18 protein-coding genes and 1 pseudogene are annotated in these 26,118 nt (G+C 44.0%); 15 read left to right on the forward strand and 4 right to left on the reverse strand.

What is annotated here, in order from left to right; translation table 11 throughout:
* Positions 1–19: 19 nt before the first annotated feature.
* Both DOD25_RS05700 and DOD25_RS05705 read left to right on the forward strand, forming a co-directional pair.
* On the forward strand, positions 20–1,069 hold the full coding sequence (locus DOD25_RS05700; RefSeq protein WP_112928842.1) for a glutamyl-Q tRNA(Asp) synthetase: 1,050 nt from the start codon (positions 20–22) through the stop codon (positions 1,067–1,069).
* A gap of 34 nt (positions 1,070–1,103) precedes the next feature.
* The gene (locus tag DOD25_RS05705; RefSeq protein ID WP_004119565.1) at positions 1,104–1,904 is read left to right on the forward strand and encodes a YggS family pyridoxal phosphate-dependent enzyme; all 801 of its coding nucleotides are present in this window, start codon (positions 1,104–1,106) and stop codon (positions 1,902–1,904) included.
* A gap of 38 nt (positions 1,905–1,942) precedes the next feature.
* On the opposite strand, the gene DOD25_RS05710 is transcribed toward DOD25_RS05705, so the two are convergent.
* A complete protein-coding gene (locus DOD25_RS05710; RefSeq protein WP_004119563.1) occupies positions 1,943–2,758 on the reverse strand; it encodes a fumarylacetoacetate hydrolase family protein in 816 nt (271 codons plus the stop codon).
* Positions 2,759–3,073: 315 nt separating this feature from the next.
* On the opposite strand from DOD25_RS05710, the gene clpB reads away from it, so the two are divergent.
* The 6 genes and pseudogenes from clpB (at position 3,074) to DOD25_RS05740 (ending at position 11,196) form a co-directional block, all read left to right on the forward strand.
* Positions 3,074–5,668, forward strand: a complete 2,595-nt coding sequence (gene clpB / locus DOD25_RS05715) for an ATP-dependent chaperone ClpB (protein ID WP_112928843.1) — start codon at positions 3,074–3,076, stop codon at positions 5,666–5,668.
* A 144-nt stretch (positions 5,669–5,812) separates the two neighbouring features.
* Positions 5,813–7,153 (forward strand): DNA recombination protein RmuC, encoded by a 1,341-nt coding sequence (gene rmuC, locus DOD25_RS05720; protein WP_064340416.1) that lies wholly within the window; start codon positions 5,813–5,815, stop codon positions 7,151–7,153.
* Between the two features lie 58 nt (positions 7,154–7,211).
* A pseudogene (locus DOD25_RS05725) lies at positions 7,212–8,057 on the forward strand (hypothetical protein); the annotation flags it as partial.
* 222 nt (positions 8,058–8,279) lie between these two features.
* Complete coding sequence (locus tag DOD25_RS05730) at positions 8,280–9,086, forward strand: TrmH family RNA methyltransferase (protein ID WP_004105866.1); 807 nt, start codon at positions 8,280–8,282, stop codon at positions 9,084–9,086.
* Between the two features lie 146 nt (positions 9,087–9,232).
* On the forward strand, positions 9,233–10,225 hold the full coding sequence (locus DOD25_RS05735) for an ABC transporter ATP-binding protein (protein ID WP_004105867.1): 993 nt from the start codon (positions 9,233–9,235) through the stop codon (positions 10,223–10,225).
* Positions 10,222–11,196 carry an ABC transporter permease subunit gene (locus DOD25_RS05740; protein ID WP_004574206.1) on the forward strand — a complete coding sequence of 325 codons (975 nt, stop codon included), beginning with the start codon at positions 10,222–10,224 and terminating at the stop codon, positions 11,194–11,196. The genes DOD25_RS05735 and DOD25_RS05740 overlap by 4 nt, the downstream gene beginning before the upstream one ends.
* A 197-nt stretch (positions 11,197–11,393) precedes the next feature.
* Here DOD25_RS05740 and DOD25_RS05745 read toward each other — a convergent pair whose 3' ends face one another.
* Both DOD25_RS05745 and vly read right to left on the reverse strand, forming a co-directional pair.
* On the reverse strand, positions 11,394–13,457 hold the full coding sequence (locus DOD25_RS05745; protein WP_112928845.1) for an ATP-binding cassette domain-containing protein: 2,064 nt from the start codon (positions 13,455–13,457) through the stop codon (positions 11,394–11,396).
* A 138-nt stretch (positions 13,458–13,595) separates the two neighbouring features.
* Positions 13,596–15,146 (reverse strand): cholesterol-dependent cytolysin vaginolysin, encoded by a 1,551-nt coding sequence (vly, locus tag DOD25_RS05750; RefSeq protein WP_004574203.1) that lies wholly within the window; start codon positions 15,144–15,146, stop codon positions 13,596–13,598.
* Between the two features lie 500 nt (positions 15,147–15,646).
* On the opposite strand from vly, the gene gatC reads away from it, so the two are divergent.
* The 7 genes from gatC (at position 15,647) to rho (ending at position 24,521) form a co-directional block, all read left to right on the forward strand.
* Positions 15,647–15,943: an Asp-tRNA(Asn)/Glu-tRNA(Gln) amidotransferase subunit GatC gene (gatC, locus tag DOD25_RS05755; RefSeq protein WP_004105888.1), complete on the forward strand. Its 297-nt coding sequence runs from the start codon at positions 15,647–15,649 to the stop codon at positions 15,941–15,943.
* A 3-nt stretch (positions 15,944–15,946) separates the two neighbouring features.
* Positions 15,947–17,488, forward strand: coding sequence for an Asp-tRNA(Asn)/Glu-tRNA(Gln) amidotransferase subunit GatA (gene gatA / locus DOD25_RS05760; protein WP_004105890.1), 1,542 nt, complete (start codon positions 15,947–15,949; stop codon positions 17,486–17,488).
* 33 nt (positions 17,489–17,521) lie between these two features.
* A complete protein-coding gene (gene gatB / locus DOD25_RS05765) occupies positions 17,522–19,021 on the forward strand; it encodes an Asp-tRNA(Asn)/Glu-tRNA(Gln) amidotransferase subunit GatB (protein WP_064340578.1) in 1,500 nt (499 codons plus the stop codon).
* A 256-nt stretch (positions 19,022–19,277) separates the two neighbouring features.
* Positions 19,278–20,186, forward strand: a complete 909-nt coding sequence (locus DOD25_RS05770; protein ID WP_112928846.1) for a GNAT family N-acetyltransferase — start codon at positions 19,278–19,280, stop codon at positions 20,184–20,186.
* Positions 20,186–20,500, forward strand: a complete 315-nt coding sequence (locus DOD25_RS05775) for a DUF2469 domain-containing protein (RefSeq protein ID WP_004105898.1) — start codon at positions 20,186–20,188, stop codon at positions 20,498–20,500. The genes DOD25_RS05770 and DOD25_RS05775 overlap by 1 nt, the downstream gene beginning before the upstream one ends.
* Positions 20,501–20,591: 91 nt before the next feature.
* Positions 20,592–22,211: an NAD(P)/FAD-dependent oxidoreductase gene (locus DOD25_RS05780; RefSeq protein ID WP_101885833.1), complete on the forward strand. Its 1,620-nt coding sequence runs from the start codon at positions 20,592–20,594 to the stop codon at positions 22,209–22,211.
* Between the two features lie 339 nt (positions 22,212–22,550).
* A complete protein-coding gene (gene rho / locus DOD25_RS05785) occupies positions 22,551–24,521 on the forward strand; it encodes a transcription termination factor Rho (RefSeq protein ID WP_162720544.1) in 1,971 nt (656 codons plus the stop codon).
* A 114-nt stretch (positions 24,522–24,635) separates the two neighbouring features.
* Here rho and DOD25_RS05790 read toward each other — a convergent pair whose 3' ends face one another.
* On the reverse strand, positions 24,636–25,841 hold the full coding sequence (locus DOD25_RS05790) for a pyridoxal phosphate-dependent aminotransferase (protein ID WP_064340313.1): 1,206 nt from the start codon (positions 25,839–25,841) through the stop codon (positions 24,636–24,638).
* Positions 25,842–26,118 lie beyond the last annotated feature (277 nt).

The following is a 26,118-nucleotide window of genomic DNA, read 5'->3' on the forward strand; positions in this document are numbered from 1 at the left end:
TATTAAGAAAGACTAAATCATGTTTTCGAAGTCAACTATTGCAATTGGTCGTTTTGCGCCTACTCCTTCCGGGCGTATGCATATTGGCAATATGGTAGCAATGTTGGCTGCGTGGCTCTCTGCAAAATCGCAAGGCGGACACATGCTTTTACGTCTGGAAGATCTTGATATTGCGCGCATGCCAAAGGATGCTAGCGCGCGAGTTATTGACGATTTGAAGTGGGCTGGGCTTGATTGGGTCGGCGAGCCGACTTATCAGCATGAACGCACCGCAATTTACCAAGAAGCTCTTGAGGCGCTAGAATCTTTGCAAGACGACGACGGAAAGTCGTTGATTTACCCTTGCTTTTGCTCGCGTTCCGATATTCGCGCGATTGCAGCTCCGCAAGAAGGCGACGGTTTTATACGCTACCCGGGTACGTGCAGAAATCTTCGTAAAAACGCGGAAGGTCTGGCACAAATCGAAAAGCGTTTGCAAAATAATCAGCAACATTCTTTAAGGCTTGTTGTTCCCTCGGCTGATTCGCCGCAAGCAAATGTGAGTTTTGAAGATGCGATTTTTGGTGCGCAATCGTTTAACATTAATCGCGATTTGGGTGACATGGTGATTCGCCGCGCGGATGGCGTTTTTTCGTACCAGCTTGCGGTTGTTGTTGACGATGTTCTGAGCGGAGTAAACGACATTGTGCGCGGCCGCGATTTGCTTCGTTCTGCGGCGCTTCAAATTTGGATTGGTGAGCTGCTTGAAAAATCAGGATTTTTTGCGGCTCACGGTACGCATTATGTGCGTCCGCAATTTGCGCACTTGCCGCTAATTGATAACGCTCAAGGTGAGCGGCTTGCAAAAAGTAAGCACTCGCTAGACGTCGGTGCGCTTCGAGAATCTGGCTGGAGTGCCGAGCGCATGATTGGCTATTGTATGTATCTTCTGGGATACAAAAAGCATGGTCAAAATCAATCGGTAGATATGAGTGCTGCCGATGCGCTTGCGTTGTTTGAAAGCCTTGACACGCCGTGGGATTCTGTTCGCGCAAACCTAGCCGACAAATCCGTGCCCTTCCTTGACTAAACTATGTAGTTAGGTTTGATAGATTGGGGCATAAATGGCATATATGACGCAAAAAGATTTAGCGAATACTGAAGTCGATTGTGTTCGTGCGTGTCAAATTGCCGACGGCGTGCACAGCGTGCAAGACGCCATTGCTCAAGCCGAATTGCATTATGGTCGCAAAGCTGAGTCGGTTACGCTACTTGCCGCAACTAAAACGCGAGATGTTGGCGAAATCATGGCAGCGCTTAAAGCTGGAGTGCGAGTAGTTGGGGAAAATCGCCCACAAGAAATCGTTGCAAAAGCCGAGATTTTACGCGCACAAGCTGCTAGAGAAGGTTTAAGCGTTGGAGTGAACGGTGAAATTCCACTCTACTTAATCGGTCAGCTGCAAAGCAATAAAATAAATAAAGTTTTACCACTTGCAAATGGTATTCAGTCGGTTGACGGCATTGAACTTGCGCAAAAAATATCTACGCGCGCGCAAAATTTGGGACTTTGCACAGACGTTATGTTGGAAGTGAATGTTTCGGGAGAAGCTACGAAATCGGGATGCGCGCCAGAACGTGCGATTGATGAAGCGCTCGCTATATCTAGTCTTCCGGCGCTTAATTTGCACGGATTTATGACGCTCGGAGCGCGCGTGGATGATGAAAAAATAGTGAGAAGTGGTTTCGCAAAATTGCGAGAAATTCGAGATTGTGTAAGTGGACAACTCGCGCAAGATTATGATGGAAACTCTGCAAAATTAGAGCTTTCGATGGGAATGTCCGGCGATTTTGCGTGGGCGATTGCCGAAGGCTCGACGATGGTTCGAATCGGTTCGGCAATCTTTGGCCCACGCGCATTTGTGTAGTCTTAAGTCAAAGTTTTAAGCCAAATTGATGATTGTAGTTACGCATGCACAATCACATTGCGCAGCGAACCGATGCCATCTACGTGTACAATCGCTTCGTCACCCGCGCGTAAAGTCCCAGCCGGGTATGGGGTTCCTGTCAAAATCACGTCTCCTGGAAGAAGCGTTGAGAAGCTTGAAATCGCTGCAATTTGCTCAGGAATACTGTGAATAAGTCGAGCTGTAGTGCCGTCAGCTTCCGGCACATTTTCACCATTAAGCGTAAATGAAATATGTGCATCGCGCCAATTTAGCTCGGTTGTAATCCAAGGTCCAAGTGGGCAAGAAGTGTCGAAACCTTTTGCGCGCGTCCACATTGGGTCGCTTCCTGCGCAATCTCGTAGAGTTACGTCATTTACGCAAGTAAAGCCAAAAACGTAATTCATTGCGGTAGCTGCAGTTACATTTTTGGCGATTTTGCCCATAACAACTGCCACTTCTGGCTCAAAATTCATGTCGTTTGAGCAAGCAGGAATCACAATCGGATCGTCCGGACCAATTACAGAAGTGCTCGGCTTTGTAAAAATCACCATGTCTGCAGCAGTATGCGAAGATGCCGCAGGAGAAGCAGCGCGCTCGTCGTCAGAACGGGTATCGTAATTTTTTGCCAATCCGTATACTTTTGATGGAATTACAGGCACGAGTAAACGCACGCCATCAGCGTCCAACGCGTAACGTTTACCAGTTGGCTTAACTCCTTGCGGACTTAAAGGATGTCCTTCAAGGGCTACTAAATAATCTTTACCGTCGGTTTCGTCTTTTTGGACGAAAGCGTATTGCGGAACTTCATTATACGAAAAACGTGCAATTCTCATGTTTTTAAGATTACGACATATTTGCTACTTAATTAAGCATTGCTCGATACTTAACTAAACTTTGCTTACTACTTAATTAAATTATTTGTGTAAATTATTTGCGATTGAAAGTTCTTGAAAACAAAACTTGAGTCTAGTACACTCAAGTTTTAGGAATAAAGTTATAGGAAAATCTGTTATACGTATCAGATACATGAAAGTGAAAGCTCGTTAGGACTCAAAAGTATCGTCAAAAAGCTTGAAATTGCAATAAAAATTGCAGCGATTTGACTTAACTGAAATGTGTTTTACAGCTTTCGTGGAAATGAGGTAGATATGGAACAAAAGTTTACAACATTAGCGCAAGACGCATTAAGTGATGCTGTGCAAAGTGCAGCGGCTGCTGGCAATGCGCAAGTTGACACTTTGCATTTGGCGGATGCCTTACTTCGCCAAGAGCAGGGCGTTGTGCGTGCGCTTATTGCTCAGGCGGGGGCGGACGCGCAACAAATCGGTTCTGAAATTCGTAACGCATTAGTGGCATTGCCTTCATCTACTGGCTCAACTACAACTAAGCCAGATGCAAGTCGTCAGCTTTTGGCTGCGCTAAGCCAGGCAGAAAAAGAAATGCGCGCAATGGGAGACGAATACGTTTCTACGGAACACATGCTTATTGGCATGGTTGCTAGCGAACCAAACGCTGTTGCGGATATTTTCAAAAAGCACAACGTTTCCGCAGACGTGTTGCGTAGGGCTGTGCCAACTGTGCGCGGTGGTGCAAAAGTGACAACTCCGGATGCTGAAGGCAACTACAAAGCGCTCGAAAAGTATTCTGTTGATATGACTGCGCGCGCTCGCGAAGGAAAGCTCGACCCAGTAATTGGGCGCGATCAGGAAATTCGTCGCGTGATTCAGATTCTTTCTCGCCGCACGAAGAACAATCCTGTGCTAATTGGCGAGCCGGGCGTTGGAAAAACGGCAGTTGTAGAAGGATTGGCTCAGCGAATTGTGGCAGGAGATGTGCCTACGACTTTGCAAAACAAGCGTCTTATCAGTCTCGATTTAGCTTCGATGGTTGCAGGTTCGAAGTATCGCGGCGAGTTTGAGGAACGCTTAAAGGCAGTGTTGAAGGAAATCCAGCAATCGGACGGTCAAATTATTACGTTTATTGACGAAATTCACACTGTTGTTGGCGCAGGATCTGCAGAAGGTTCAATGGATGCTGGCAATATGCTTAAGCCAATGCTCGCACGCGGTGAGCTGCGCTTGGTTGGTGCAACTACGCTTAACGAGTATCGTGAGCATATTGAAAAGGATTCCGCTCTTGAGCGCAGATTCCAGCAAGTGTTTGTTGGTGAGCCATCTGTTGAAGATACTGTGACGATTTTGCGTGGACTTAAGCAACGTTACGAAGCGCACCACAAGGTGACGATTAGTGACGATGCAATCGTAGCTGCAGCAACGCTTTCAAACCGCTATATTACTGGCAGACAGCTTCCAGATAAGGCGATTGATTTGGTGGATGAAGCGGCAGCTCACTTGCGTATGGAACTTGATTCTCAGCCAGAAGAGATCGACGAATTGCAGCGCAAAGTTACGCGTCTTGAAATGGAAGAAATGCAATTAAAGAAAGCGGAAGATGCTGCTGCGCGCGAACGCTTAGAAAAGTTGCAGGAAGAATTAGCTAACTCGCGCGAAAAGCTTTCTGGATTGAAAGCGCGTTGGGATGCGGAAAAGGCTGGCCATAACAAGGTTGGTGATTTGCGAGCGCAACTCGACGCTAAGCGCGTAGAAGCCGACAAATTCACACGTGAAGGCAACTTGGAACAAGCAAGCCGTATTTTGTATGGTGAAATCCCAAGCATTCAAAAAGCTTTGGAAGAAGCGGAGTCTGAGGCCGCTAATGCTAAAAGTGAAGCGAAAGAGCCAATGGTTCCGGATCAGGTTGATGCTGATTCTATTGCAGGAGTCGTTAGCGAATGGACGGGCATTCCTGTTGGTCGCTTGATGCAAGGCGAAAATGAGAAGCTGCTCAACATGGAAAAGGAGCTTTCTAAGCGTGTGGTTGGTCAAAGTGAAGCAATTCAGGCTATAGCAGATGCTGTGCGCAGAAGCCGTGCTGGAATTGCAGACCCGAATCGCCCAACTGGTTCCTTCTTGTTCTTGGGTCCTACTGGCGTTGGTAAGACGGAGCTTGCTAAGGCTCTTGCTGACTTTTTGTTTGACGACGAGCGTGCAATGGTTCGCATTGATATGAGCGAGTACATGGAAAAGGCTTCCGTTTCGCGTCTAATCGGTGCTGCTCCTGGTTACATTGGCTACGAGGAAGGCGGCCAGCTTACTGAAGCTGTGCGTAGACGTCCGTATTCTGTAGTGCTTTTTGACGAAGTTGAGAAGGCACATCCAGAAGTATTCGACGTTTTGTTGCAGGTTTTGGACGATGGTCGTTTGACTGACGGTCAGGGTAGAACGGTTGATTTTACGAATACGATTTTGATTATGACATCAAACTTGGGTTCGCAATTCCTTGTGCAAGAGGGCTTGGACGATGCTGCTAAACGTAAGGCTGTTATGAACGCTGTTCACGCTGAGTTTAAGCCAGAGTTCATCAACCGTTTGGATGAGCTTGTTATGTTCCATCCGTTGAGCCGCGAAGAGCTTGGTGGAATTGTGGATATTCAAGTTCGTCAAGTGGCTGCACGCTTGAGCGACCGCCGCATTAGCTTGGATGTGAGCGGTTCTGCTCGCGCTTGGCTTGCGGAGCATGGCTATGATCCAGTTTATGGTGCTCGTCCGTTGCGTAGATTGGTTCAAACGGAAATTGGCGATCAGCTTGCTCGATTGCTGCTTTCTGGCGATGTGCATGATGGCGCTCGCGTAGTTGCGGATTGTGAGAATACTAGCGACCATGTGACCCTAAAGATTGCGTAGTTCCTGCATTCTTCAATGTAGTCAAATAAAAAAGCGTGCTGTTTATTGGATTATTTTCCAGTAGACAGCACGCTATTTTGTATTAGGTAATGCACGTGTTTAATTATGTTTCAAAAGTCAACTCAATAGTGTTTAATAGAACGTATGTTCGATAATATTGTGATGTTTGTTTTAATGGTGGTTGCTGTTGTAATAACCGCCATTGTTGTGCTGGCTATTGTTAAGCGCAACTCTGGAACGCAAGGCGCTAATGGCGTAAACCAGCGCGAATTTAACGAATTGCGCTCGCAGTATGAACAAGCGCGCGCTCAAGCTCAAGAAAATGGTAATCAGGCTATACGGTATCGCACGCAAGCAGAGCAGCTTGCTGAACGATTAAAGTTTGTTGAAGCAGAACTTGCTAAAGCGCAGCAAGCAGAGCAATTGCGAGTGAATCGCGAAGAGCAATTGCGCGCAGAGCGAGAAGAACGCGAACGGTTAAATCGTGAGAAAACTTTGAAAGAACAAGGTAAAGTTTTGGAAGCGCTTGCTCCAGTAAAAGACAATCTCGAAGCATTGAAGAATAAAGTTTCGCAGATTGAAGAAGGGCGTAAACAAGAAATGGGTGTGCTGAGCACTCAGCTTAAAGGCTTAAGTGAGCAGCAAACAAGGCTTGACCGCGAAACAAGTTCGCTTTCTGCAGCATTGCGAAATAATAAGGTTCGCGGAGCTTGGGGCGAGGCTCAACTAAAGAATATTGTTGAATCTGCAGGCTTGCTTGAGCATGTTGATTTTGATACGCAGGTTGTTGTAACTGGAGTAAATGGCGAACAGCAGAGGCCAGATATGGTTGTGCATCTGCCAGGAGGCAAAACAATTCCAGTTGATGCAAAAGTTCCGTATGCGGATTATCAGCGTGCTTGTGAAATCCCAGATAACGCAAGTGACGAAGAATTAGCTAGAAGGAGCGAGCTTCTAAAAGCGCACGCTAAGGCTTTGCGAGAGCATGTTAGAGTATTAGGAGCTAAAGCGTATTGGCAGGCTTTTGAAACAGCACCAGACTTTGTAGTTGCATTTATTCCAAACGAAGCATTGCTTCAGGCGGCTCTTGAAGCGGATCCAACGCTTATGGATGATGCTTTTGCACAAAAAGTAGCACTCACTTCACCAGTTACTTTGTGGGCTGTGCTTAAGTCTGTTGCGTACGCATGGCAGCAGCAAAGTCTTACAGATGATGCAAAAGAACTTTTCGATTTATCTAGAGAATTGTACGATCGCTTTGCGGTTCTTGGAGAAAATGCTTCAAAACTTGGCGTATCTTTGGCAAGAACAGTTGCAGCTTACAATAAGTTTGCTTCCTCACTTGAGTCTAGAGTGTTGGTAACAGCGCGTAAACTTCAGAAGTTAGATCAAAGTAAGGTTATTGCTTCAATAGATCTTATAGATTCCGATAAAGCTGATGTTAAAGAGCTGAGCGCTCCAGAAGTATCAGTAGAAGATCGTTAAGCATAAAAACATCAAAGCGTCAAAAATTGAACAGCTCTAAACGCTAAGGAGTGCAAAAATGGCAGAATTACAAGAGGAACGCGCGGAACTTAAGCGCATGCTTTGTGCGGATATGAGTGCGAAACCATTTAGCGAACTGTTTTCTGTTACATTTGCTCAGCGCGGCTCTAAGCTGGTTGGAGATGTTCTTTTTGATGCAATTGAGAAAGCTGGGTATTCGTTAGAACGCGATGTTGACGCTATTGGTGCGTTAACTGCTGCTGCAGTGCCGATGGTTTTTGCGCTTATTCATGCTGCAGAACGTAAAGGAATTGCACTCGACGGCTTTGTTATGGATTTTGTTTTTCCTGCAACAAAAGGTCCGTCAGTTAAAGGCAAGCGAGTATTGTTACTTGACTCTTGGCTTTCTGAAAAATCGTATGTTCAAACTTCTTCGCTTGTTACTTTACGACACGGCAATGAATTAAGTCTTGATTTTGGCATTGTTCATCAGCAAGGCGCGCAAATTCTTGCTATAGTTGCATTAATTGGTGGTGTTGACGCCGACGAACAAGGCATGAGGCATCTTCAATTAGTAAATCCAATAAGTGAGGAGAGTACTAAAATGGCATTTGTTCAAGCTTTCGGTGAAGAAGAATTACGTGCAGATGCAGATCACGAAGATTGCTGCAACGACAATTGCTGTGGCGGCCATTGTGAGGTTAAATGCACGGGAGATTGTGCTAACGATGGTTGCACTGAGCTTTGCTGTGAAGATAACTGCTGCGGTGGCCATTGCAAAGTAGAGTGCACGGGAGATTGTGCTAACGATGGTTGCACTGAGCTTTGCTGTGAAGATAACTGCTGCGGTGGCCATTGCAAAGTAGAGTGCACGGGAGATTGTGCTAACGATGGTTGCACTGAGCCTTGCTGTGAAGATAACTGCTGCGGTGGCCATTGCAAAGTAGAGTGCACGGGAGATTGCGCTCATGACGGTTGCACTGAGCCTTGCTGCGAAGACGATTGCTGTGGCGGTCATTGCAAGTCAGGTTGCACAGGCGATTGCGCAACTGATGGCTGCCAAGACTAGTTGTAATTACTAGCTGCCAATACTAAGCAAAAGTATTAAACGGAGCAAAACTCACACATGCACGAACCGAATCCAATTACTTTGGCTGCAAAAGCTTCCGATGAACCAGAATTTCGACCTATAGGAGTTGGCCCGTGGGAAGAAGAGCATCCAGGTGAGCCTCGTCCAGATAATCCAGAATCGCCAAATTATGATGCGCGGTTTAGCGCTGAATTACTAGACGAAGGCGACCAGCGTAACGTCCTAGACCGCTACAGATACTGGAAAGTAGAAGCCATAAAAGCGGATCTCGATTCTAAAGGACGCCACGAGTTTGAAGTAGCTGTAGAAAATTGGACTCACGATTTCAACATAGGCTCTATGGTTCGCACTGCAAACGCGTTTACTGCGAAAAAAGTGTATATCGTAGGGCCTCATAAATGGAATCGTAAAGGCTCGTTAATGACTGAGCTATACCAATACGTTGAGTGCTGTCCGACGATTGAAACTCTAGTAACTAATTGGCGCGAAAATATGCTTAAAGAAGCAGAAGAAGCGCATCAACTTTTGCTGAAAGCACAAACAGAAGGCAACAAAGAAGCTGAAAAAATCGCAAATATAAAGGAACACGACGCTAAAAACGCGCGCGTTATAGCGCTCGATATTATTCCAGGCGCTGTTGCTATGGAAAACTACAAGTTCCCTAAACGTTGCCTTATGCTTTTTGGTGCAGAAGGTCCGGGTCTTTCTAAAAAAGCGTTAGAAATGGCGGATGACGTTGTTTATATTTCGCAATTTGGCTCTGTTCGCTCGCTAAACGCAGGAGCAGCTGCGGCTGTTTCCATGCACGCATGGATTGCGCAACATGCAGCACCAAATTGCTGAATCTTAATAAAATATTAATTAGAATTTCGGTAGCAGAATTTTATCAGCAGAATCTCATCAGCAATATTAGTTAAAACGCAGTAGCTTGTACTCATAAACGCTTACATTTGATGTTTATTTTTTTTTATTTGTGATATTGTTAATTTATGTTAGAATTTCAACATATTACAAAGCGTTTTGGTGCAAAGACAGCGCTTAACGATGTTTCTTTCGTCGCCGAAGACGGTAAAGTCACGGGCTTTTTAGGACCTAATGGCGCTGGTAAATCTACAACCATGCGTTGCGCGTTAAATCTTATTCATGCAAATAGTGGCACTTCTCTTATTGACGGCAAACCTTACGCAAAAATTGCATCCCCAATGACGGAAGTTGGCGCAGTTCTTGATGCAAAGTCTGCTCACAGAGGTCGAACGGCTTACAATCACCTGTATTCATTGGCTTTAACTCACGGAATATCAAAGAAACGTGTCGATGAAGTCATTGATATTACTGGTTTAACTAGCGTAAAAAATCGCAAGGCAGGTTCATTCTCGCTTGGCATGGGTCAGCGTCTTTCCATTGCTGCGGCTCTTTTAGCAGATCCACATAATCTCATACTTGACGAACCGGTTAATGGTTTGGATCCGGAAGGTGTTAAGTGGGTTCGCGAATTATGCAAGTATTATGCAAGCCAAGGTCGTGCAATACTACTTAGTTCTCACTTAATGAGCGAAGTCGCGCTTACTGCAGATAATCTTGTGATTATTGCGCACGGAGAAATTTTGGCGCGCACAACAGTACAAGATTTTGTTAATGCACATTCTCAGCATGCTATACGTTTAGTGACACCTGAAGGCGAAAAACTAAAGTCTGTGCTCACTCAGAATCATCCGGAATGTAAGATTTTGTCTGATAATCGCACACCTCAAGATGTTCAAGAGGGCGAACTTTTTAAGGTAACAGGTTGTGAGCTTAATCAACTTGCTCGCGAAATTGCAGATAATCAAATTATGGTTTACCAGCTAAATCAAGAGCATGCATCGCTTGAGGAAGCATATTTGGCTCTTACGCACGGCCAAGAGCAGTACGTAACAAAAGCATTGCCAAATGCTACTGCTGCGACTGGAACGCAATATGCGGATGGAGGAAATGCAAAATGAGTGAGCAAATTAATCAATCTGTTGATCAATCTGTTAATCAAGAAACAAGCAACTCTTACAAAACCGGCAGAAGCATGAACGCTCAGCATCTACGTCTTACATTTATGCACTCGCTTAAATCTGAGATGGTTAAGTTGCGTGGACTTGCATCAACCTGGTGGTGTATGGCATTGGCCATTGTTTTGCCTGTAATTTTCAGCTTTATTATCGCGATTGTGCAAAAAACAATATCTAAAGTTGACTTTACTAAACATGGTGCGTCTGCTGGCAAATCAAGCGGTGTAGTCACCATGGGGCCGAGCGATAAAAGCAGCCTCATTTCTTCTCAAGAAGGTATTTTCAACTTAGTTATTAGTTTTGCCTCTATATCTTTGATTATTATTGCGATTTTTGCAGTGCTTGCTATAACAGCTGAGCATTCCACAACTTCAATTCAAGCTTCGCTTACGTCTGTACCACGCAGGGGTATGTTCTTTACTGCTAAGTTTGTTGCAATCACAATCTACGTTTTTGTTGTGCAACTTATTGCAATGGCAGTTTCGTTAGTTGCTGCAGAATTAGCATTTATGGGTGAGAATATCTCAGGCTTGTCTGGAAGTAGAACATGGCAATTACCTCTTACTCTGTTCCTTGGCTCACCTGTAATTATGGTTGTTGTGGCAGCAATGGCGTACGGTTTCGGCATGATTTGCAAGTCAACTGCTGGCGGAATTATGTGCGTTATTGGAGCCGTGATGATTTTGCCTACTTTTGTTAGCATTATTATGATTACGAGCAATTTCGCGAAGTGGACTTCAATACTTATGCAGCTTTTGCCAGCCAAGGCTGTGAGCCGATTCTTAGGAACGGGCGAACAACTTCCGCCAGACGCAACTGCTTTCGAATGGTGGCAGTCCGGTTTAGTGGTTCTCGCTTGGGCTGTAGTCATGTACGCAATTGGCTACGTTATTGAAAAGCATCGCGATATTTAAACATAGTAAGTATAAATAAAAAATAAGCCCCGTTCGATTGCAATCATTACTGAGCAAACGAGCGGGGTTTATTTGTTGCAACTATTTGCTGATACTAGTTTTAATTCTTTTTGCTAGAAGTAAAGCGCCCACTGCAAATAGCATAACGCCCCGAGCAACCATAGCAATAATAGATGGCACTAATTCTGGCACTAAGCTCATTGTGCATTTTCTTGAGAATCCTGATCGTTTTGTTTCTTTTTAGCAAATTGAGGATGAGCATACTCTGGCCCAATATATGAAGTATCAGGCAATGGTAGCTCGGTAGTAGGCTTAGCATACTGAGGTTGCGCATACTGCTGTTCACAATGCTGTGGTTCAGGATACTGATCTTGTTGCACATACTGTTGCTCATAGTATGGTTGCTGACTGTATTGCGGATTGTAATATTGTGGCTGCGCGTACGGCTGTTGTCCGTACGGCTGTTGTGCATACGGCTGACCGTATTGGATTTGTTGCGGTTGCTCATATTGTTGCTGCGCATACTGATTTTGTTGTGCGTACGGTTGTTGTGCATACGGTTGCTGCGCATACGGTTGCTGCTCATATTGCTGTTGAGCGTACTGCTGACCGTATTGTACTTGTTGTGGCTGTTGTGCATACGGTTGCTGCGCATACGGTTGTTGCTCATATTGCTGTTGTGCGTACGGCTGCTGAACATACTGATTTTGTAAAAATTGTGGAGTCTCCTGCTGCGGTTGAATAGGTTGTGCCTTTTGCGCTGACAAGTCAGTTTGAGAGGCTTCTTCTATTACGTTGGCGTGTAGCACAGGTGCAGGTTCGGCTTGAGGTTCAGGTTCAGGTGTTACTTGCGCAGAAGGTTCAGTATTTGCTTGCACAGCAGCCTCAGGCACTACCTTTGTTTCATGCTCTGTCATTTGCTGCGTATCAAGCTCAGGAAATACCTGTGCTTCAGGCTCAGTAGTCACATGCGTTTCAACCGCGATTGTTGCCTTAGGTTCAACTGCTTGAGGTTCTGCATATATCTGAGATTCTTCCGTCAGCTGAGGCTCTACTTCTGCCTTTACTGCTGTCTCTACTTCTGCCTCTACAGTTGTATTCTCTGTTGTTAGTTGAGGCTCAGGAGTCAATTGTGGCTCAGGCTCAGTCGTTAGTTGAGGCTCAGGCTCATTTTCAGACATAAATTGAGGCTCTACTGCCGCATCTTGCGTTAATTGTTGTATTGAATTTAGCTGAGTCGTTTCATTGTTGACATTATTAGGGATGTGTTCCTGAGCATATGCTTCTGTAGAATTTTGGTATTTTTGTACATTGTTATAAACATATGGAGGTTTGGACACATATGCTGCGTTGTCTCCTATTGCCGCCATATACGCATCTTCGAGTGAAACGCATTCTTTACTCAACTGATATGTAAGTAATTGTTTATCGTTAAAGAATTGCGCCAAATCTGCAATATTTGCATTATTTATAACGAAAGCTGCGCCTTCCTGCACGTCTTCGTTTTTGTGCTCAACTTGCATAATAGAGCATTCACTATGCTGCGATTGCATAATGTCAAATAGCTTTTCTGGCTCAGGAGTAATAACTCGTACAGTGTTCTGAGAATATGCAGTAAGCAAATCTGTCACGCTTGTTTTTTGTAGAATTTTACCATGCGCAATAATAACAAGATCGTCTGCAATAAGAGAAAGCTCACTAATGTTATTAGTGCTGATAAGTACCGCACCACCGCGTTCTGCATAGTATTTGCAGATATCGCGCATCCATCTAACTCCTTCAACGTCTAAGCCATAGAATGGATTATCGAGAATAAGATTATGAGGATCTGCGAGAAGTGCTGCAGCAATCTCAAGTCGTTTGCGCATGCCGGTTGACATTTCTTTAATTTTCATATTTTGTATAGAGCTGATTCCGGCAATATCCATAATCTCCGATACGCGCGTTTTTGGAATTTTGCAATACTTCGCGACGAATGTGAGCTTTTTTATAGCACTAGTATTTCTATAATTAGCTTTTAAATCTAATACTGTGCCGACTGTTTCTATTGGGGAATTAAGTTTTTTGTATGGGACGCCGTCGAATAATGCTTCACCTCCATTGGCTTTTATGAGTCCCAATGCGCAATATAGTGCAGTTGATTTTCCGGAACTGTTAGGTCCAACAAAACCTGTAACTTTACCATCTTCTGCTACAAAAGAAATATTATTTAGTACTTGCTGTTTTTTATAGTACTTAGATATATTTTGTATCTCTAACATAACTAAATCCTACTGCTAAAAATGTAATAAAAAAATCCTATTTGTGTAAAAAATTAAGGACTTCATCTCATAACTGGCTATAAGATAAAGTCCTTAATTTTTCAGTTTTATTTATTTATGCTCAATTGCAATATGAGTTCAGTCATTCTTTACAGTTTCAGCAACGCGAGGCCACAAGGTTGTGCCCCAGTTCTTGATTGTGCGCTGGCGAACCAACGGCAAATCAGTACGGTTGTACACTGTACGCCATGGTTCCCATACTAAGCCGGTCTTTTCTTCCAACTTAATGCGAAGATTGCGCACATTGCCCTTGAACTGAATCGTTGTGCTGAAGTGAGCGGTACGATACTTGCCGTTTCCTTCCCAAGCGCGAGAACGTACGTATGGAGTTCCGTCGATATCAGTGCCGTACTCATCCCAGTAGACGTAGTAGCGAGCTACATAAGCCCCACGATGATCCAAGGTCAAATAACCGTCACGGTAAGCAGAAACCTTAGTCTCAACATAATCGCTGTTGCTCTGGAGAGTTGCTACTTCGTTATCTTTTACGAAGGAAGTAGTGTAAGCGATTGGAACAGCTGGGCTAGAGGTGCTCAAATTTGCACCTTCCTGAATCAAAGCCTTTAGCGTATCGATATTGCCGGTAATAACCTTTGCTGCACCGTTAGCGCTGCCGCCGAGAATCACTGCAGTAACAGAAGTATTCTGGAGAATGCGATGGAATTCGGTGTTTGGCTTGATTTCTACGCCCTTAATTGCTGCTTCTACTGCAGCCTGGAAATCAGTGCTCTTGCTGGTGGTATCGAACTTTACGTACATTGAGCGACCATAAGCTACGTTTGACACGTAAACTGGTGGACGTTTGCTGTCAACGCCACGGTTCTTCAAGCTTTCTGGCGTGGTGCATGGAGCAAAGAAATCTGCTGGGCTATCTGGAGCGTCGACGCTTACTGTGTAGTAAGTTTGCTTGAAGTTCACAATTTGAGTCTGCTTCTCACCCTTGTGTACCGCATCGAAATCAATCTTCAGCGGTACGCCAATCTTTGCAAAATCAGCACCAAACTTAGCCTTGAGCTGGTTCATGCTTTGTGCGCTTGCGGAATCATACTGCATACGAGCTGCTACATGATGGCTTGCTGCATATTGTGCATTCCATTTAGAAACTAAACCGTTAACTGCTGAAGTAACGGAGCTCTTGGTTGGATGTTGCACAGTTACAGCACTCTCGCCGCCGTGGAAGCCTGGCAAATCAATGCTCAAAGTTAATGGTGCGCGATTTGCTGAAATCAAGCTTGGCATGTTATCCATCAAATTCTGGTCAGCGCGGAATAATGCACCAGGATACACGCGATCATTGTTGGCCGAAGTTACCGACAAGTTTGACGTTGTATTGGTGATGTTCTTCTTCTGATGCTCAACAACAACGAATTCGCCGTTCTTGTTGAAGCTGTCGCTGGAGAATTTATTGTTAATTGTTTCGCCGTGACGTGCGAGAATATTTGTTTTATCGTAATGCAAATCCCACAAGTAGTTGTTCAGCGAGTCCTTGCTAGCTGCGCAAGATGCAGCTGGTGCAGAAGGCTTTGTGGAAGAATCTGCCATTGCTGGAACTGCTAAGCATTGTGGAATAATAGTCGCGCCCGCGAGCAACAACATTGCTGCATTACGGTAGAACTTTGTGCTCTTCATATGTATCCTTCGATTTTTATTAGATTTTATTTCAAATTATTTTTCAGTGAGATGCCGCAAAATACGTGCTTCAGTGCATATATATGCTTCAGTGCATCAGCTTCAGCTTCTCACATCACATGATTATTACACACTTTTTATTTATGCGATAATTGTTTAAAATAATTTTTTTAAGTTTCAAACAAAAGTTTAAATAATGCTGAAATACCAACACTTTTTGGTTACGTCAGTTTTGTTGTTTCGGCGTGTTGACAGATAAAACGAGCGGATTTTACGTATTTTGATTCGTGATAATTTTGTGAAAATATATGCAAAATATTTGTGCAAGTATTATTTAGTGTTACGCATGCGCAATTTTTAATTGCTTCAGTCTTAAAAAATTAATTTGTAGTACTTTCTCAATAAAACAAAAATAATCAACAAATAACTCTCGTAAAGCTTTTATCCACATTGCTTTTTTCTACTAACGAAGGTCACGTATCACACATATAGTTGAGGTTATGCCTACATTCACACGCGAAGAAATTGAGCATTTGGGCGTTTTGTCCCAGATTGCTTTAAGCGACGAAGAAATCAGTCGCTTGCAAGGCGAATTAAACGTCATTGCAGAATCTATTAATAAAGTGCAGGAAGTTGCTGGCGAAGATGTGCCACCTACTGCAAATCCAGTGCCTTTGGAAGCTTATTTGCGTCCAGATGAGCCTGCTACACCTTTGACTCAAGAAGAAGCTCTTTCGGATGCTCCTAGAAGTGAGTCTGGCATGTTTGTAGCGCCTCGAATTTTGGGGGAGGAATAAAACATGACTAATACTCAAGATTTGGTAAAACTTTCTGCTGCCGATATGGCAAAGGCTGTAAAAGCTAAAGAAGTTTCTAGCCGTGAACTTGTTGAAGCTCACTTGGCAGTCATTGAATCTGCAGAGCCAGAAATTAAGGCATTTTTGCATGTTTCTGCAGATATTGCTCTCGAGCAGGCAGATGCTTTTGATGCTAAGAACGCTAAGGGTGAGACTGAAGGATTGCCTGAGTTGGCTGGTGTGCCAATTGCCATTAAAGACATGATTGTCACTAAGGGCATTCCTACTACTGCAGCATCGAAGATCCTCGAAGGCTGGGTTCCACCTTACGATGCTACTGTTATTGAAAAGCTCAAAGCAGCTGGCATGCCAATTCTCGGCAAGACTAATTTGGATGAGTTTGCTCAAGGTTCTTCTACAGAACATTCTGCTTATCAAACTACTTGCAATCCTTGGGATACTGAGCGTGTTCCTGGTGGTTCCGGCGGCGGTTCAGCTGCAGCTGTTGCTGCATTCGAAGCTCCTATTGCTTTGGGTACAGATACTGGTGGTTCTATTCGCCAGCCAGGTGCTTTAACTGGTACAGTCGGCGCAAAGCCAACTTACGGTGGTGTTAGCCGTTTTGGTGCAATCGCTATGGCAAGCTCTCTCGACCAGATTGGACCTGTTTCTCGTACCGTTCTTGATTCTGCGCTTTTGCAGGAAATTATCGGCGGTAACGATAGGCGCGATTCTACTTCTATTCCAGCTCCTGTTCCTCCAATGGCTCAAGCTGCTCGTGAGGGCGCTCGCCGTGATTTGAAGGGCTTGAAGGTTGGTTTAGTTAAGGAGCTTAGCGGTGAAGGCTTCCAGCCAGGCGTTGAAGCACGCTTTAATGAAGCTGTGCAATTGCTTAAGGATATGGGCGCAGAGGTTACGGAAGTTTCTTGCCCTCACTTCCCTTACTCTTTGGCTGCTTATTACATTATTATGCCTTCAGAAGTTAGCTCTAATTTGGCTCGCTACGACGGTATGCGCTACGGTTTGCGCGTCATGCCACCAGCAGACAAGCCTCAGACTGCTGCAAATATGATGGCTGCAACTCGTGAAGCTGGCTTTGGCGACGAAGTAAAGCGTCGTATTATTCTCGGCACTTACGCACTTTCCGCTGGCTACTACGATGCTTGGTATGGCTCTGCACAAAAAGTTCGTACGCTTATTATTCGCGATTTTGAAGAAGCGTTTAAGAAAGTAGATGTTCTTGTTTCTCCAACAAGCCCTACAACGGCATTTAAGTTTGGCGAGAAGATGGATGATCCACTTTCTATGTACATGAACGATATTGCTACAATTCCTGCAAACATGGCTGGAGTTCCTGCTTTGAGCCTCCCAGCTGGCTTAAGCGACGACGGTTTGCCTGTTGGCATTCAGATTATTGCTCCGCAATGCCACGATGAAAAGATGTACAAGCCTGCAGCAGCGTTGGAAGCAGCGCTCGAAGAGCAGTGGGGCGGTCCAATTTGGAAGTCGCTTAAAGCTGGTTGGCTCGATTCATTGGCTAAGTAAAGTGAAGTAAAGCTTAAGTAAGAAGGATATCTAATGGCTGAAAAACTTATGAAATATGCCGATGCTGTTGAGCAATTCGATCCAGTATTCGGTTTGGAAACTCACGTTGAGCTTTGCACTCGTACGAAGCTGTTCTGCCCAGCAGAAGTATCTTTTGGCGGTGAGCCAAATACTCAGCTAACTCCTGTAAGCCTTGGTTTGCCAGGCTCTTTGCCAGTTGTAAACAAGACTGCAGTTGATTATGCAATTAAGCTTGGTTTGGCTTTACATTGCGAAATTGCTGAGTGGAGCCAGTTCGCTCGTAAGAACTACTTCTACCCAGATATGCCTCGCGATTATCAGATCTCCCAGTACGATAAGCCTACTAATGGCAACGGTTACTTGGATGTTGAGCTGGAAGACGGCACCGTGTTCCGTGTGCCGATTGAACGTGCTCACATTGAGGATGATGCTGGTAAGAATACTCACGTTGGCGGCGCTGACGGCCGTATTGAAGGAGCAAATCACTCTTTGGTTGATTACAATCGTGCAGGTGTGCCTTTAATCGAGATTGTAACTAAGCCAATCGAAGGTGCAGGTAGCCGCGCTCCAGAAATTGCTGGTGCTTATATGCGTGCTATTCGCGATATTGTTCGCGCTCTCAACATCTCTCACGCTCGTATGGAGCAGGGCAATATGCGTGCTGACGTGAACGTTTCGCTCCGTCGCAAGCCAACCGATCCATTTGGTACGCGTTCAGAAACTAAGAATGTGAACACATTCCGCGGTATTGAAAAGACGCTGCAATATGAGATTCGTCGTCAGGCTGCTATTTTGAGCGAAGGCGGCGAGATTTTGCAGGAAACTCGTCACTGGGATGAGGCAACTCAGACCACTGCTGGTGGTCGTGTGAAGTCGGATGCTGACGATTATCGCTACTTCCCAGATCCTGATTTGGTTATGCTTCACATCACTAAAGAGCATATTGAGCGAATGAAGGCGCAAATGCCGGAAATGCCTCGTGAGCGCCGTAACCGTTTGCAAAGCGAATGGGGTATTAGCGATCTTGAAATGCGCGATATTTTGAACGCAGATGCTCTTGATTTGGTTGAAGAAACCGTTAAGGCTGGCGCAAGTGCGGCAGGTGCTAAGAAGTGGTGGCTTGGTGAGCTTGCTCGCGAAGCAAACACTCGTGGCGTGACTTTGGAAGAATTGCCTATTACTCCGCAAGATGTGGCTGAAGTTGAAAAGCTAATTGCAGACGGCAATCTTAACGATAAGCTCGCTAAGCAAACTGTTGCATGCGTTTTGGCTGGCGAGGGTAAGCCTGATGAAGTTGTTAAGAAGCACGGATTTAAGGTTATGAACGACGACGGTGCTTTGGAAGCTGCTGTTGACGCTGCTCTTGCTGCTGATCCTGAAGTTGCAGAAAAGCTTAAGGCTGGAAATATGAAGCCGATGGGTGCAATTATTGGTGCTGTTATGCGTGCAACTAAAGGTCAGGCTGATGCTAAGGCTGTTACTAAGATTGTGATGGCAAAAATCAAAGGCTGAAAAGTGCCGTAAAGGCTGAAAAATTTAATATTTGATAACGCTAATGTATAAACGTAAAAGCGTAATCAATATTCAAAAGTAAGTGCTGCGTACTTGCTGCATACTCAAATCAGATTTGTTTGTGTAGCAGGTGCGCAGAATTTACTATTTATCAACATTGCGAGGCATTTTTCGTCTTCTGGATTATCATATATTATGCGATGTGAGAATTATGCGAAGGGCTTAATTTTCAAAGGCACAATACAAGTAGGTGACTATGCAACAAACCAATGATGGTGTTATTAACTCTCGCGAGTTACCAAAATCTATAGTAATTCCTCAAATTCGTGGAGAGATGGCGCACCTTCGTCCAGCTACGTGCGATGATTTTCAAAGAATGGATGATTTGTGCGCATTTGATGGTGCTGCAGTTATTACTGGAAAGGATGCTAATTCAGAGCGTTCTATGGTTCATTCGTGGGTTGAAAGCTCTATGCAATGGACTAAAGATAGTCTTATTGGCGAAAATCCTTCTGAATCTTGTCGTTTTGCTGGCGATGTTCAGTTGCGTCACACTATTGCGTGGGCGATTGTTCCTGATGTTTTGGATGATTCAAATAACGCTTCCGGCGATATTATCGGCATGATTTTCCTTATAGATATTGACGGATGGTCTCGCAGTGCTCGAATTCAAGTTGTTTTAGGCAAAAATTATCGAGGAAGAGGCTATTCGCGCGACGCAATGCCTAGGGTTATGACTTATGCTTTTGCATCAGAGCCGACTGGTCTAGGGTTGCATAGAATTTGGGTAGGAGTTCCGGCAACTAATACTCGCTCACTTTCTGTATATCAATCTCTTGGATTTGTAAAAACCGGCACTGCGCGCGACGCATTATGGGATGCTCAAAATCAAAAATATCAAGATTTTGTTGTAATGGACACTCTTGTAGATGAATATGATGCCATTCGTTCGCTGGATGCGTTTGGTCTACACGTTATTGAAGAAAATCCTGGTGTAATCGAAGCTTTGAGCGCGCATGAACATTCTGTGGCTATACCTGTGCATCGTGATAATCTTGATGAAGCATGGCCGTACAATGCAAACGTCTCTGAAGGAAGTTCATCAAAAAAAGCTTGGTGGCGCATTATAGGTCGTGGACGCAATCGTAATACGGAAGGTAAGTAATGAGCGCCGAAGATCTCGACAACTATGAAACCGATGCAGAACTTGCGTTATATAAAGAATACCGTGATGTTATTAAGCTTTTTACTTATGTTGTAGAAACAGAGCGACGGTTTTATTTAGCCAATAAAGTTGATTTTAATGTGCGTTCAGCAGGTCAGGATGTTTATTTTGATGTTCAACTTACGGACGCTTGGGTATGGGATGTTTACCGCCCTTCGCGTTTTGTTAAAAATGTGCGAATAGTAACTTTTAAAGATGTAAATGTTGAAGAAGTACAGAAAACAGACATTGACATTCCTGAATCTATCGCGTGATGCGCGTATGCTCAATAAGGATATATAGAAATTGCTTACCTAGCACGCAAAGTGTTTTCGTAAAAATTTGATGTATTAAGATGGAGGACAAGTGACGGATACACAATCCCCAAAGGAATCTGTGGTAATTATTGGTGGCGGTCCGGCAGGGTTGACGGCAGCCTGGGAACTCGTTAAGGATGGCGGATCCAGCCGCTACGACGTAACAGTACTCGAAGCCACGCGTGAATTTGGTGGTATTTCGCGTACTGTGAAGTATAACGGCAATCGTATGGACATCGGCGGTCATCGTTTCTTCTCAAAAGATGACCGTATTATGCAGTGGTGGCGTGAAATGCTGCCTCTACAGGGTGCGCCTTCATATGATGATAAAAAGCTTGGTCGTCATCACGATTTGGAAGCAGGTGGACCTGATCCTGAAGTTGAAGATGAAGTGATGTTGAAGCGTCATCGCGTTTCTCGTATTTTCTGGAATCATCATTTCTTTGATTATCCAATTTCTCTTTCTGCAGCAACCTTGCGCTCTATGGGCTTTATTTTGACAATGAAAGTTGGCTTCAGCTATTTGTGGTCTATGATTCACAAATTGCCAGAAACTAATCTTGAGAATTTCTACATTAATCGTTTCGGCAAGAAACTTTATTCCATGTTCTTTGAGGGCTATACAGAGAAGCTTTGGGGTAGGCATCCAAGCCAGATTTCTGCCGATTGGGGTGCTCAGCGCGTTAAGGGTTTGAGCATTGTGGAAGTGTTGAAGAATGCTTTTTCCAAGCTTTTCCCTAAGAAAAAAGGCAAGAAGAAGGAAGTAGAAACCTCATTAATTGAGGAATTCTGGTATCCAAAGCTTGGTCCTGGTCAGTTATGGGAAACGGTTGAGCGCCGTTGCCGCGAAAACGGTGCTACTGTGCGCACAGACGCAAAGGTAGTTGCTATTAAGCAAGCAGACGGAAAGATTTCCAGTGTTGTAGTTGAAGATGCAAATGGAGAGCGTTCAGAATTGCACGCCGACCAGTTTATATCTTCTATGCCAATTAAGGATTTGGTAGCTGCTCTTGAGCAGGGTGCAGATGGTGACGAAAAGGCTGATGTTCCAGCAGAAATGCAACGCGTTGCCAAAGGTTTGCCTTATCGCGATTTTGTGACTGTAGGCTTGCTTGTTAAGCGCGTGCGTCTGCGTAATACTACTACTATTCCAACGCTTGGTAATCCTCCTATTGTTCCTGATTGCTGGATTTACGTGCAGGATCCTGGATATAAAGTCGGACGTTTGCAAATCTTCAACAACTGGAGCCCATATCTCGTTAAGGATGTTGATAACACTGTTTGGATCGGTCTTGAGTACTTCTGCGAAGAAGGCGACGACTTCTGGAATATGAGTGATGATGATGCTCGCAAGATGGCTATTGACGAGTTGACTCGTATGCAAGTTATTAATGGTGAGGAAGACGTTCTTGATTCTCATCGTGAGCGAGTTCCAAAGGCATATCCTGCTTACTTTGACACATACGCTCAGATGCCTGAATTGATTGATTATCTTGATGGCTTCGGTAATTTGTATTGTGTTGGTCGCAATGGACAGCATCGTTATAATAACCAAGATCATTCAATGGCAACTGCTATTGAGGCTGTAGAAGATATCCGAACTGGAGAAACTTCTAAGAAGAACGTGTGGTCTGTTAACACTGAAAAGTCGTATCACGAAAAGAAGTAGTAATTAATTCTCGTATAAATTTGAGCGTTTGATTTTAAAGCGCAAATAATTTAGCGATATAGCGTCAATAATACTGGGTGTTACCCATATTATTGGCGCTTTTTGTTTATTCTAATATCGCTTTAAAAGCTTTATAAAAATTGTAATAAAAAATACTAAATACTATGGCGCGTCGCGTTGTACAGCGTCGTATAGCTGTAGTAGCATACATAATGTTCGTTGTTATGTACATATGAATTGTTATGAAATGGCAGCGAGTTCGTGACGGATTTTTCCGTAATCTTCCATGTAAAGACTTGCCGGGGCTCTATTCCGTGTGAGTTAAGGAAAGGTAAAATTGTGGCAACAGGCCAGAATCTTGAAAAAATGAAGCTTTCAGAATTGAAAGATCTTGCAAAACAGATGGGTTTGCGCGGAACATCTACAATGCGTAAGCCTGAGTTGGTGGCTACACTGACGGCTGCTCGTAATGGGGGAGAAGCGCCTGCAGGTGTAAGTGTTCGTGTTCCTCGTGATGTTGTAAATCCTAATAAAACTGCAGATACTAGTACAGATATAGAAGATGCTGGATCATCGAAAGACAATAGTGATTTAGAAGCATTAGAAGTTTTGGTTCCCAATGCTACTTCAGATCGTCGCTATAGAGACGAAGAAGATTTTGGGAATAAAAATTATCGACGCGATGCGAATCGTAATAATACATTCCAGCGTCGTCGTTCCTCAGAAGATCGTGATGATAATCGCGATCGTAGAGAAGATGGTATGGACTCGCATGAGTTGGATCAAATTTTGGCAACATTGCCTGGTGAAGATTCTCATGCAGAGGGTGAACCGCGTCGTCAGCGTGTAGCTTCTCGTGACTTTGATAGAGAAGAACAGCAAAATCGTGCTGATCGTTTCCAGCGTCGTATGCGTGGTCGTGCACGTGATTACGATGAGTCTCGTTCAGATTATTCAGATCGGCAGAATCGTTCAGAACGCATGGATCGAGTAGAACGTGAAGATCGTGATGAACGTCGTGCTGAGCGTGGAGAACGTCAAGATCGCAACGATCGCAATGTTCGTCTTGATCGCGATGCACGTGATGCGCGCGATGCTCGCGAAGAGCATGATTTACGTGAGCCTCGTCGTGAAGAGCCTCAGGAAGAGCTCGTGCCAGTAGCTGGAATTGTTGATGTCTTAGAATCTTACGCATTCGTGCGCACTTCTGGTTATTTGCCTGGTCCTAACGATGTTTATGTTTCAATGAGCCAAATTAAAAAATATGGCTTACGCAAGGGTGATGCAGTTCAAGGCTCCATTCGTGCTCCTCGCGAAGGCGATCGTCGAAATCAGCGTCAAAAGTTTGTTCCTTTGCAAACAATCGATAGCATTAATGGAATGAGCGTTGAAGAAGCTCAGTCCCGCCCGCAATTTGCTAAGTTGACGCCGTTATATCCGCAGGAGCGTTTGAAGCAAGAAACTACTCCGAATCGCATGTTGGGACGTGTTATTGATTTAGTTGCCCCAATTGGTAAAGGCCAGCGCGGTTTGATTGTGTCGCCACCAAAGGCTGGTAAAACCATTACTCTTCAGAATATTGCAAATGCAATTACTACAAATAATCCTGAAGTGCATCTTATGGTTGTGCTTGTAGATGAGCGCCCAGAAGAAGTTACCGACATGGAACGTACTGTGCAAGGCGAAGTGATTTCTTCTACATTCGATCGTCCTGCAACAGATCACACTACTGTTGCTGAGCTTGCTATTGAGCGCGCTAAGCGTTTGGTTGAGCTTGGCCAGGATGTTGTGGTTTTGCTTGATTCTATGACTCGTTTGGCTAGAGCTTACAATATTGCAGCTCCTGCTTCTGGTCGTATTCTTTCCGGTGGTGTTGATGCTCAAGCGTTGTACCCACCAAAGAAGTTCTTCGGTGCTGCTCGAAATATTGAAGACGGCGGTTCTTTGACGATTATTTCTTCTGCATTGGTTGAAACCGGCTCTAAGATGGATGAAGTAATCTTCGAAGAGTTTAAGGGCACTGGAAATATGGAATTGCGCTTGAGTAGAGATTTGGCTGATAAGCGTCTCTTCCCAGCGGTAGATATTAATGCTTCTGGAACTCGTCGCGAAGAGTTAATTACTCCAGCTGCAGATTTGCCAGTTATTTATCGTTTGCGCCGTCTCTTTGGTGGTCTTGAGGCAGAGCAAGCGTATCAGACTTTGATTCCTCGATTGAAGAAAACTGCTTCAAACCGTGATTTCTTAGCTGCTATAACTCAACAAACTGGCACTGCTACGAATAATTCTTCTTCTACGACTATTGCGTAGTTCTTATTTCGTAAGGAATTAAAATTATTGCCCTTTGGATTATCTACCAAGGGGCAATAATTTTATTTATATTTATATTTATATTTATATTTATATTTATTAATAACTAATATTTTATGCAGCATGTAAAGCTTGTTGCGCAAGTGCAAATTTGCTTATGCGCGCTACGCCTTCTTTAAGTTCTTCTGCTCTTCCAGCGTAAGATAGTCGCACGAATCCGCTTCCTTCTGCGCCAAAGGCTTCTCCTGGTACAACAGCAACTTTTTCTTCATCTAAAAGTTTTTTGCTAAATTCTTCTGAACTTAAACCAGTTGGTCGAACGTCAACAAAAACGTAGAATGCACCTTGAGGCTCTATAAGACGCAATGCATTGCAATTTGCCAATCCGTCTATAACAAGCTGACGTTTTGCGCGATATTCTTCTCTCATTTCACGCACGTGATCTTGTGGACCTGTTAATGCAGCTACGCCGCCATATTGTGCGGTAGAATTTACAGAAGAATGCATCATTTCTGCAATTTTGCTGGTTTGCTCAATAACTTGACTTGGTGCAAGAATATATCCAATTCTCCAGCCTGTCATTGCGTAAGTTTTCGATAAACTTTCTACAATAATGGTTCGTTCGTGCATTCCTTCAGCTGCTGCAATAGATGGTGCTACAGCATTTCCGCAAGGTTCAGTTTCTGGATTGCTTGCGAATACGAATGGATGGTAGACTTCGTCAGAAATTACCCAAAGATCAAATTCTTGGCATAATTTTGCAATTTTTTCGAGTTCTTCTGCGGTTGTTACTGCACCGGTTGGGTTGCATGGAGAATTGATAATGATGGCTTTAGTGCGTGGTGATATAGCTTTGCGTATTTCTTCTGCATTAATATGCATTCCATGTTCTGGCTTAAGGGCTACAGTTACTGGAATTCCTTCGCACATTAGCACTTCTGCATCGTATGATGTGAAGTATGGAGATGGAATAATAACCTCATCTCCCGGATCTATTACTGATTTAATAGCTAAATATAATCCAATAGTAGCGCCGTCAACGGCTTGAATTTCTGTGTCTGCGTTGTAGTTTAAACCTTTTACTCTATTCGTATAATTTGCAGCTGCCTCGCGGAATTCTGGTATGCCTAAAACGTCTGTGTATTTTGTTTTTCCCTCTCGTAATGAGTTGCACGCGGCTTCAACAATGTGTGAGGAAGCAGTTTCGCCTGGTTCTCCTAGGCATAGTGAAATAGCGTCTGGTATTTGTTCTACACGGTCAAATACATCTCTAATACCTGAACGAGGTATTGAAATTGCATGTTTCGCTACTTTTGCCATGCTGTGCTCCTTTTTGATTGTTGGTTTTGATTTTATAAGAATAATCTTTAAAGGTTATAGGTTTCGTTTATACGCTTATTATGCGAATTGTACAACACTATTACGGCTGATGTTAAAAGAAAAAATTATTTTTAACATAATAATTTGTATTTTTTATTATTTTTTGAATAAATTTGTTCTTTTTCTGTAAAAAATACTGTACCATAAAAGAGACTGCAATGTGGCGCTACATAGATTCGTTTTAGATTCTCAATTCAGCGTCGACTGGAGAATGGAG

It is taken from the genome of Gardnerella leopoldii (genome assembly GCF_003293675.1).
Taxonomy (GTDB): domain Bacteria; phylum Actinomycetota; class Actinomycetes; order Actinomycetales; family Bifidobacteriaceae; genus Bifidobacterium; species Bifidobacterium leopoldii.

What these genes read in the sequence shown, in the direction of transcription:
- gatA (WP_004105890.1), top strand. Translation starts at nt 15,947, where the DNA reads ATGACTAATACTCAAGATTTGGTAAAACTTTCTGCTGCCGATATGGCA.
- DOD25_RS05730 (WP_004105866.1), top strand. Translation starts at nt 8,280, where the DNA reads ATGCACGAACCGAATCCAATTACTTTGGCTGCAAAAGCTTCCGATGAA.
- DOD25_RS05770 (WP_112928846.1), top strand. Translation starts at nt 19,278, where the DNA reads ATGCAACAAACCAATGATGGTGTTATTAACTCTCGCGAGTTACCAAAA.
- DOD25_RS05710 (WP_004119563.1), bottom strand. Translation starts at nt 2,758, where the DNA reads ATGAGAATTGCACGTTTTTCGTATAATGAAGTTCCGCAATACGCTTTC.
- vly (WP_004574203.1), bottom strand. Translation starts at nt 15,146, where the DNA reads ATGAAGAGCACAAAGTTCTACCGTAATGCAGCAATGTTGTTGCTCGCG.
- DOD25_RS05740 (WP_004574206.1), top strand. Translation starts at nt 10,222, where the DNA reads ATGAGTGAGCAAATTAATCAATCTGTTGATCAATCTGTTAATCAAGAA.
- gatC (WP_004105888.1), top strand. Translation starts at nt 15,647, where the DNA reads ATGCCTACATTCACACGCGAAGAAATTGAGCATTTGGGCGTTTTGTCC.
- DOD25_RS05700 (WP_112928842.1), top strand. Translation starts at nt 20, where the DNA reads ATGTTTTCGAAGTCAACTATTGCAATTGGTCGTTTTGCGCCTACTCCT.
- clpB (WP_112928843.1), top strand. Translation starts at nt 3,074, where the DNA reads ATGGAACAAAAGTTTACAACATTAGCGCAAGACGCATTAAGTGATGCT.
- gatB (WP_064340578.1), top strand. Translation starts at nt 17,522, where the DNA reads ATGGCTGAAAAACTTATGAAATATGCCGATGCTGTTGAGCAATTCGAT.
- DOD25_RS05705 (WP_004119565.1), top strand. Translation starts at nt 1,104, where the DNA reads ATGGCATATATGACGCAAAAAGATTTAGCGAATACTGAAGTCGATTGT.
- DOD25_RS05745 (WP_112928845.1), bottom strand. Translation starts at nt 13,457, where the DNA reads ATGTTAGAGATACAAAATATATCTAAGTACTATAAAAAACAGCAAGTA.
- DOD25_RS05735 (WP_004105867.1), top strand. Translation starts at nt 9,233, where the DNA reads ATGTTAGAATTTCAACATATTACAAAGCGTTTTGGTGCAAAGACAGCG.
- DOD25_RS05790 (WP_064340313.1), bottom strand. Translation starts at nt 25,841, where the DNA reads ATGGCAAAAGTAGCGAAACATGCAATTTCAATACCTCGTTCAGGTATT.
- rmuC (WP_064340416.1), top strand. Translation starts at nt 5,813, where the DNA reads ATGTTCGATAATATTGTGATGTTTGTTTTAATGGTGGTTGCTGTTGTA.
- DOD25_RS05775 (WP_004105898.1), top strand. Translation starts at nt 20,186, where the DNA reads ATGAGCGCCGAAGATCTCGACAACTATGAAACCGATGCAGAACTTGCG.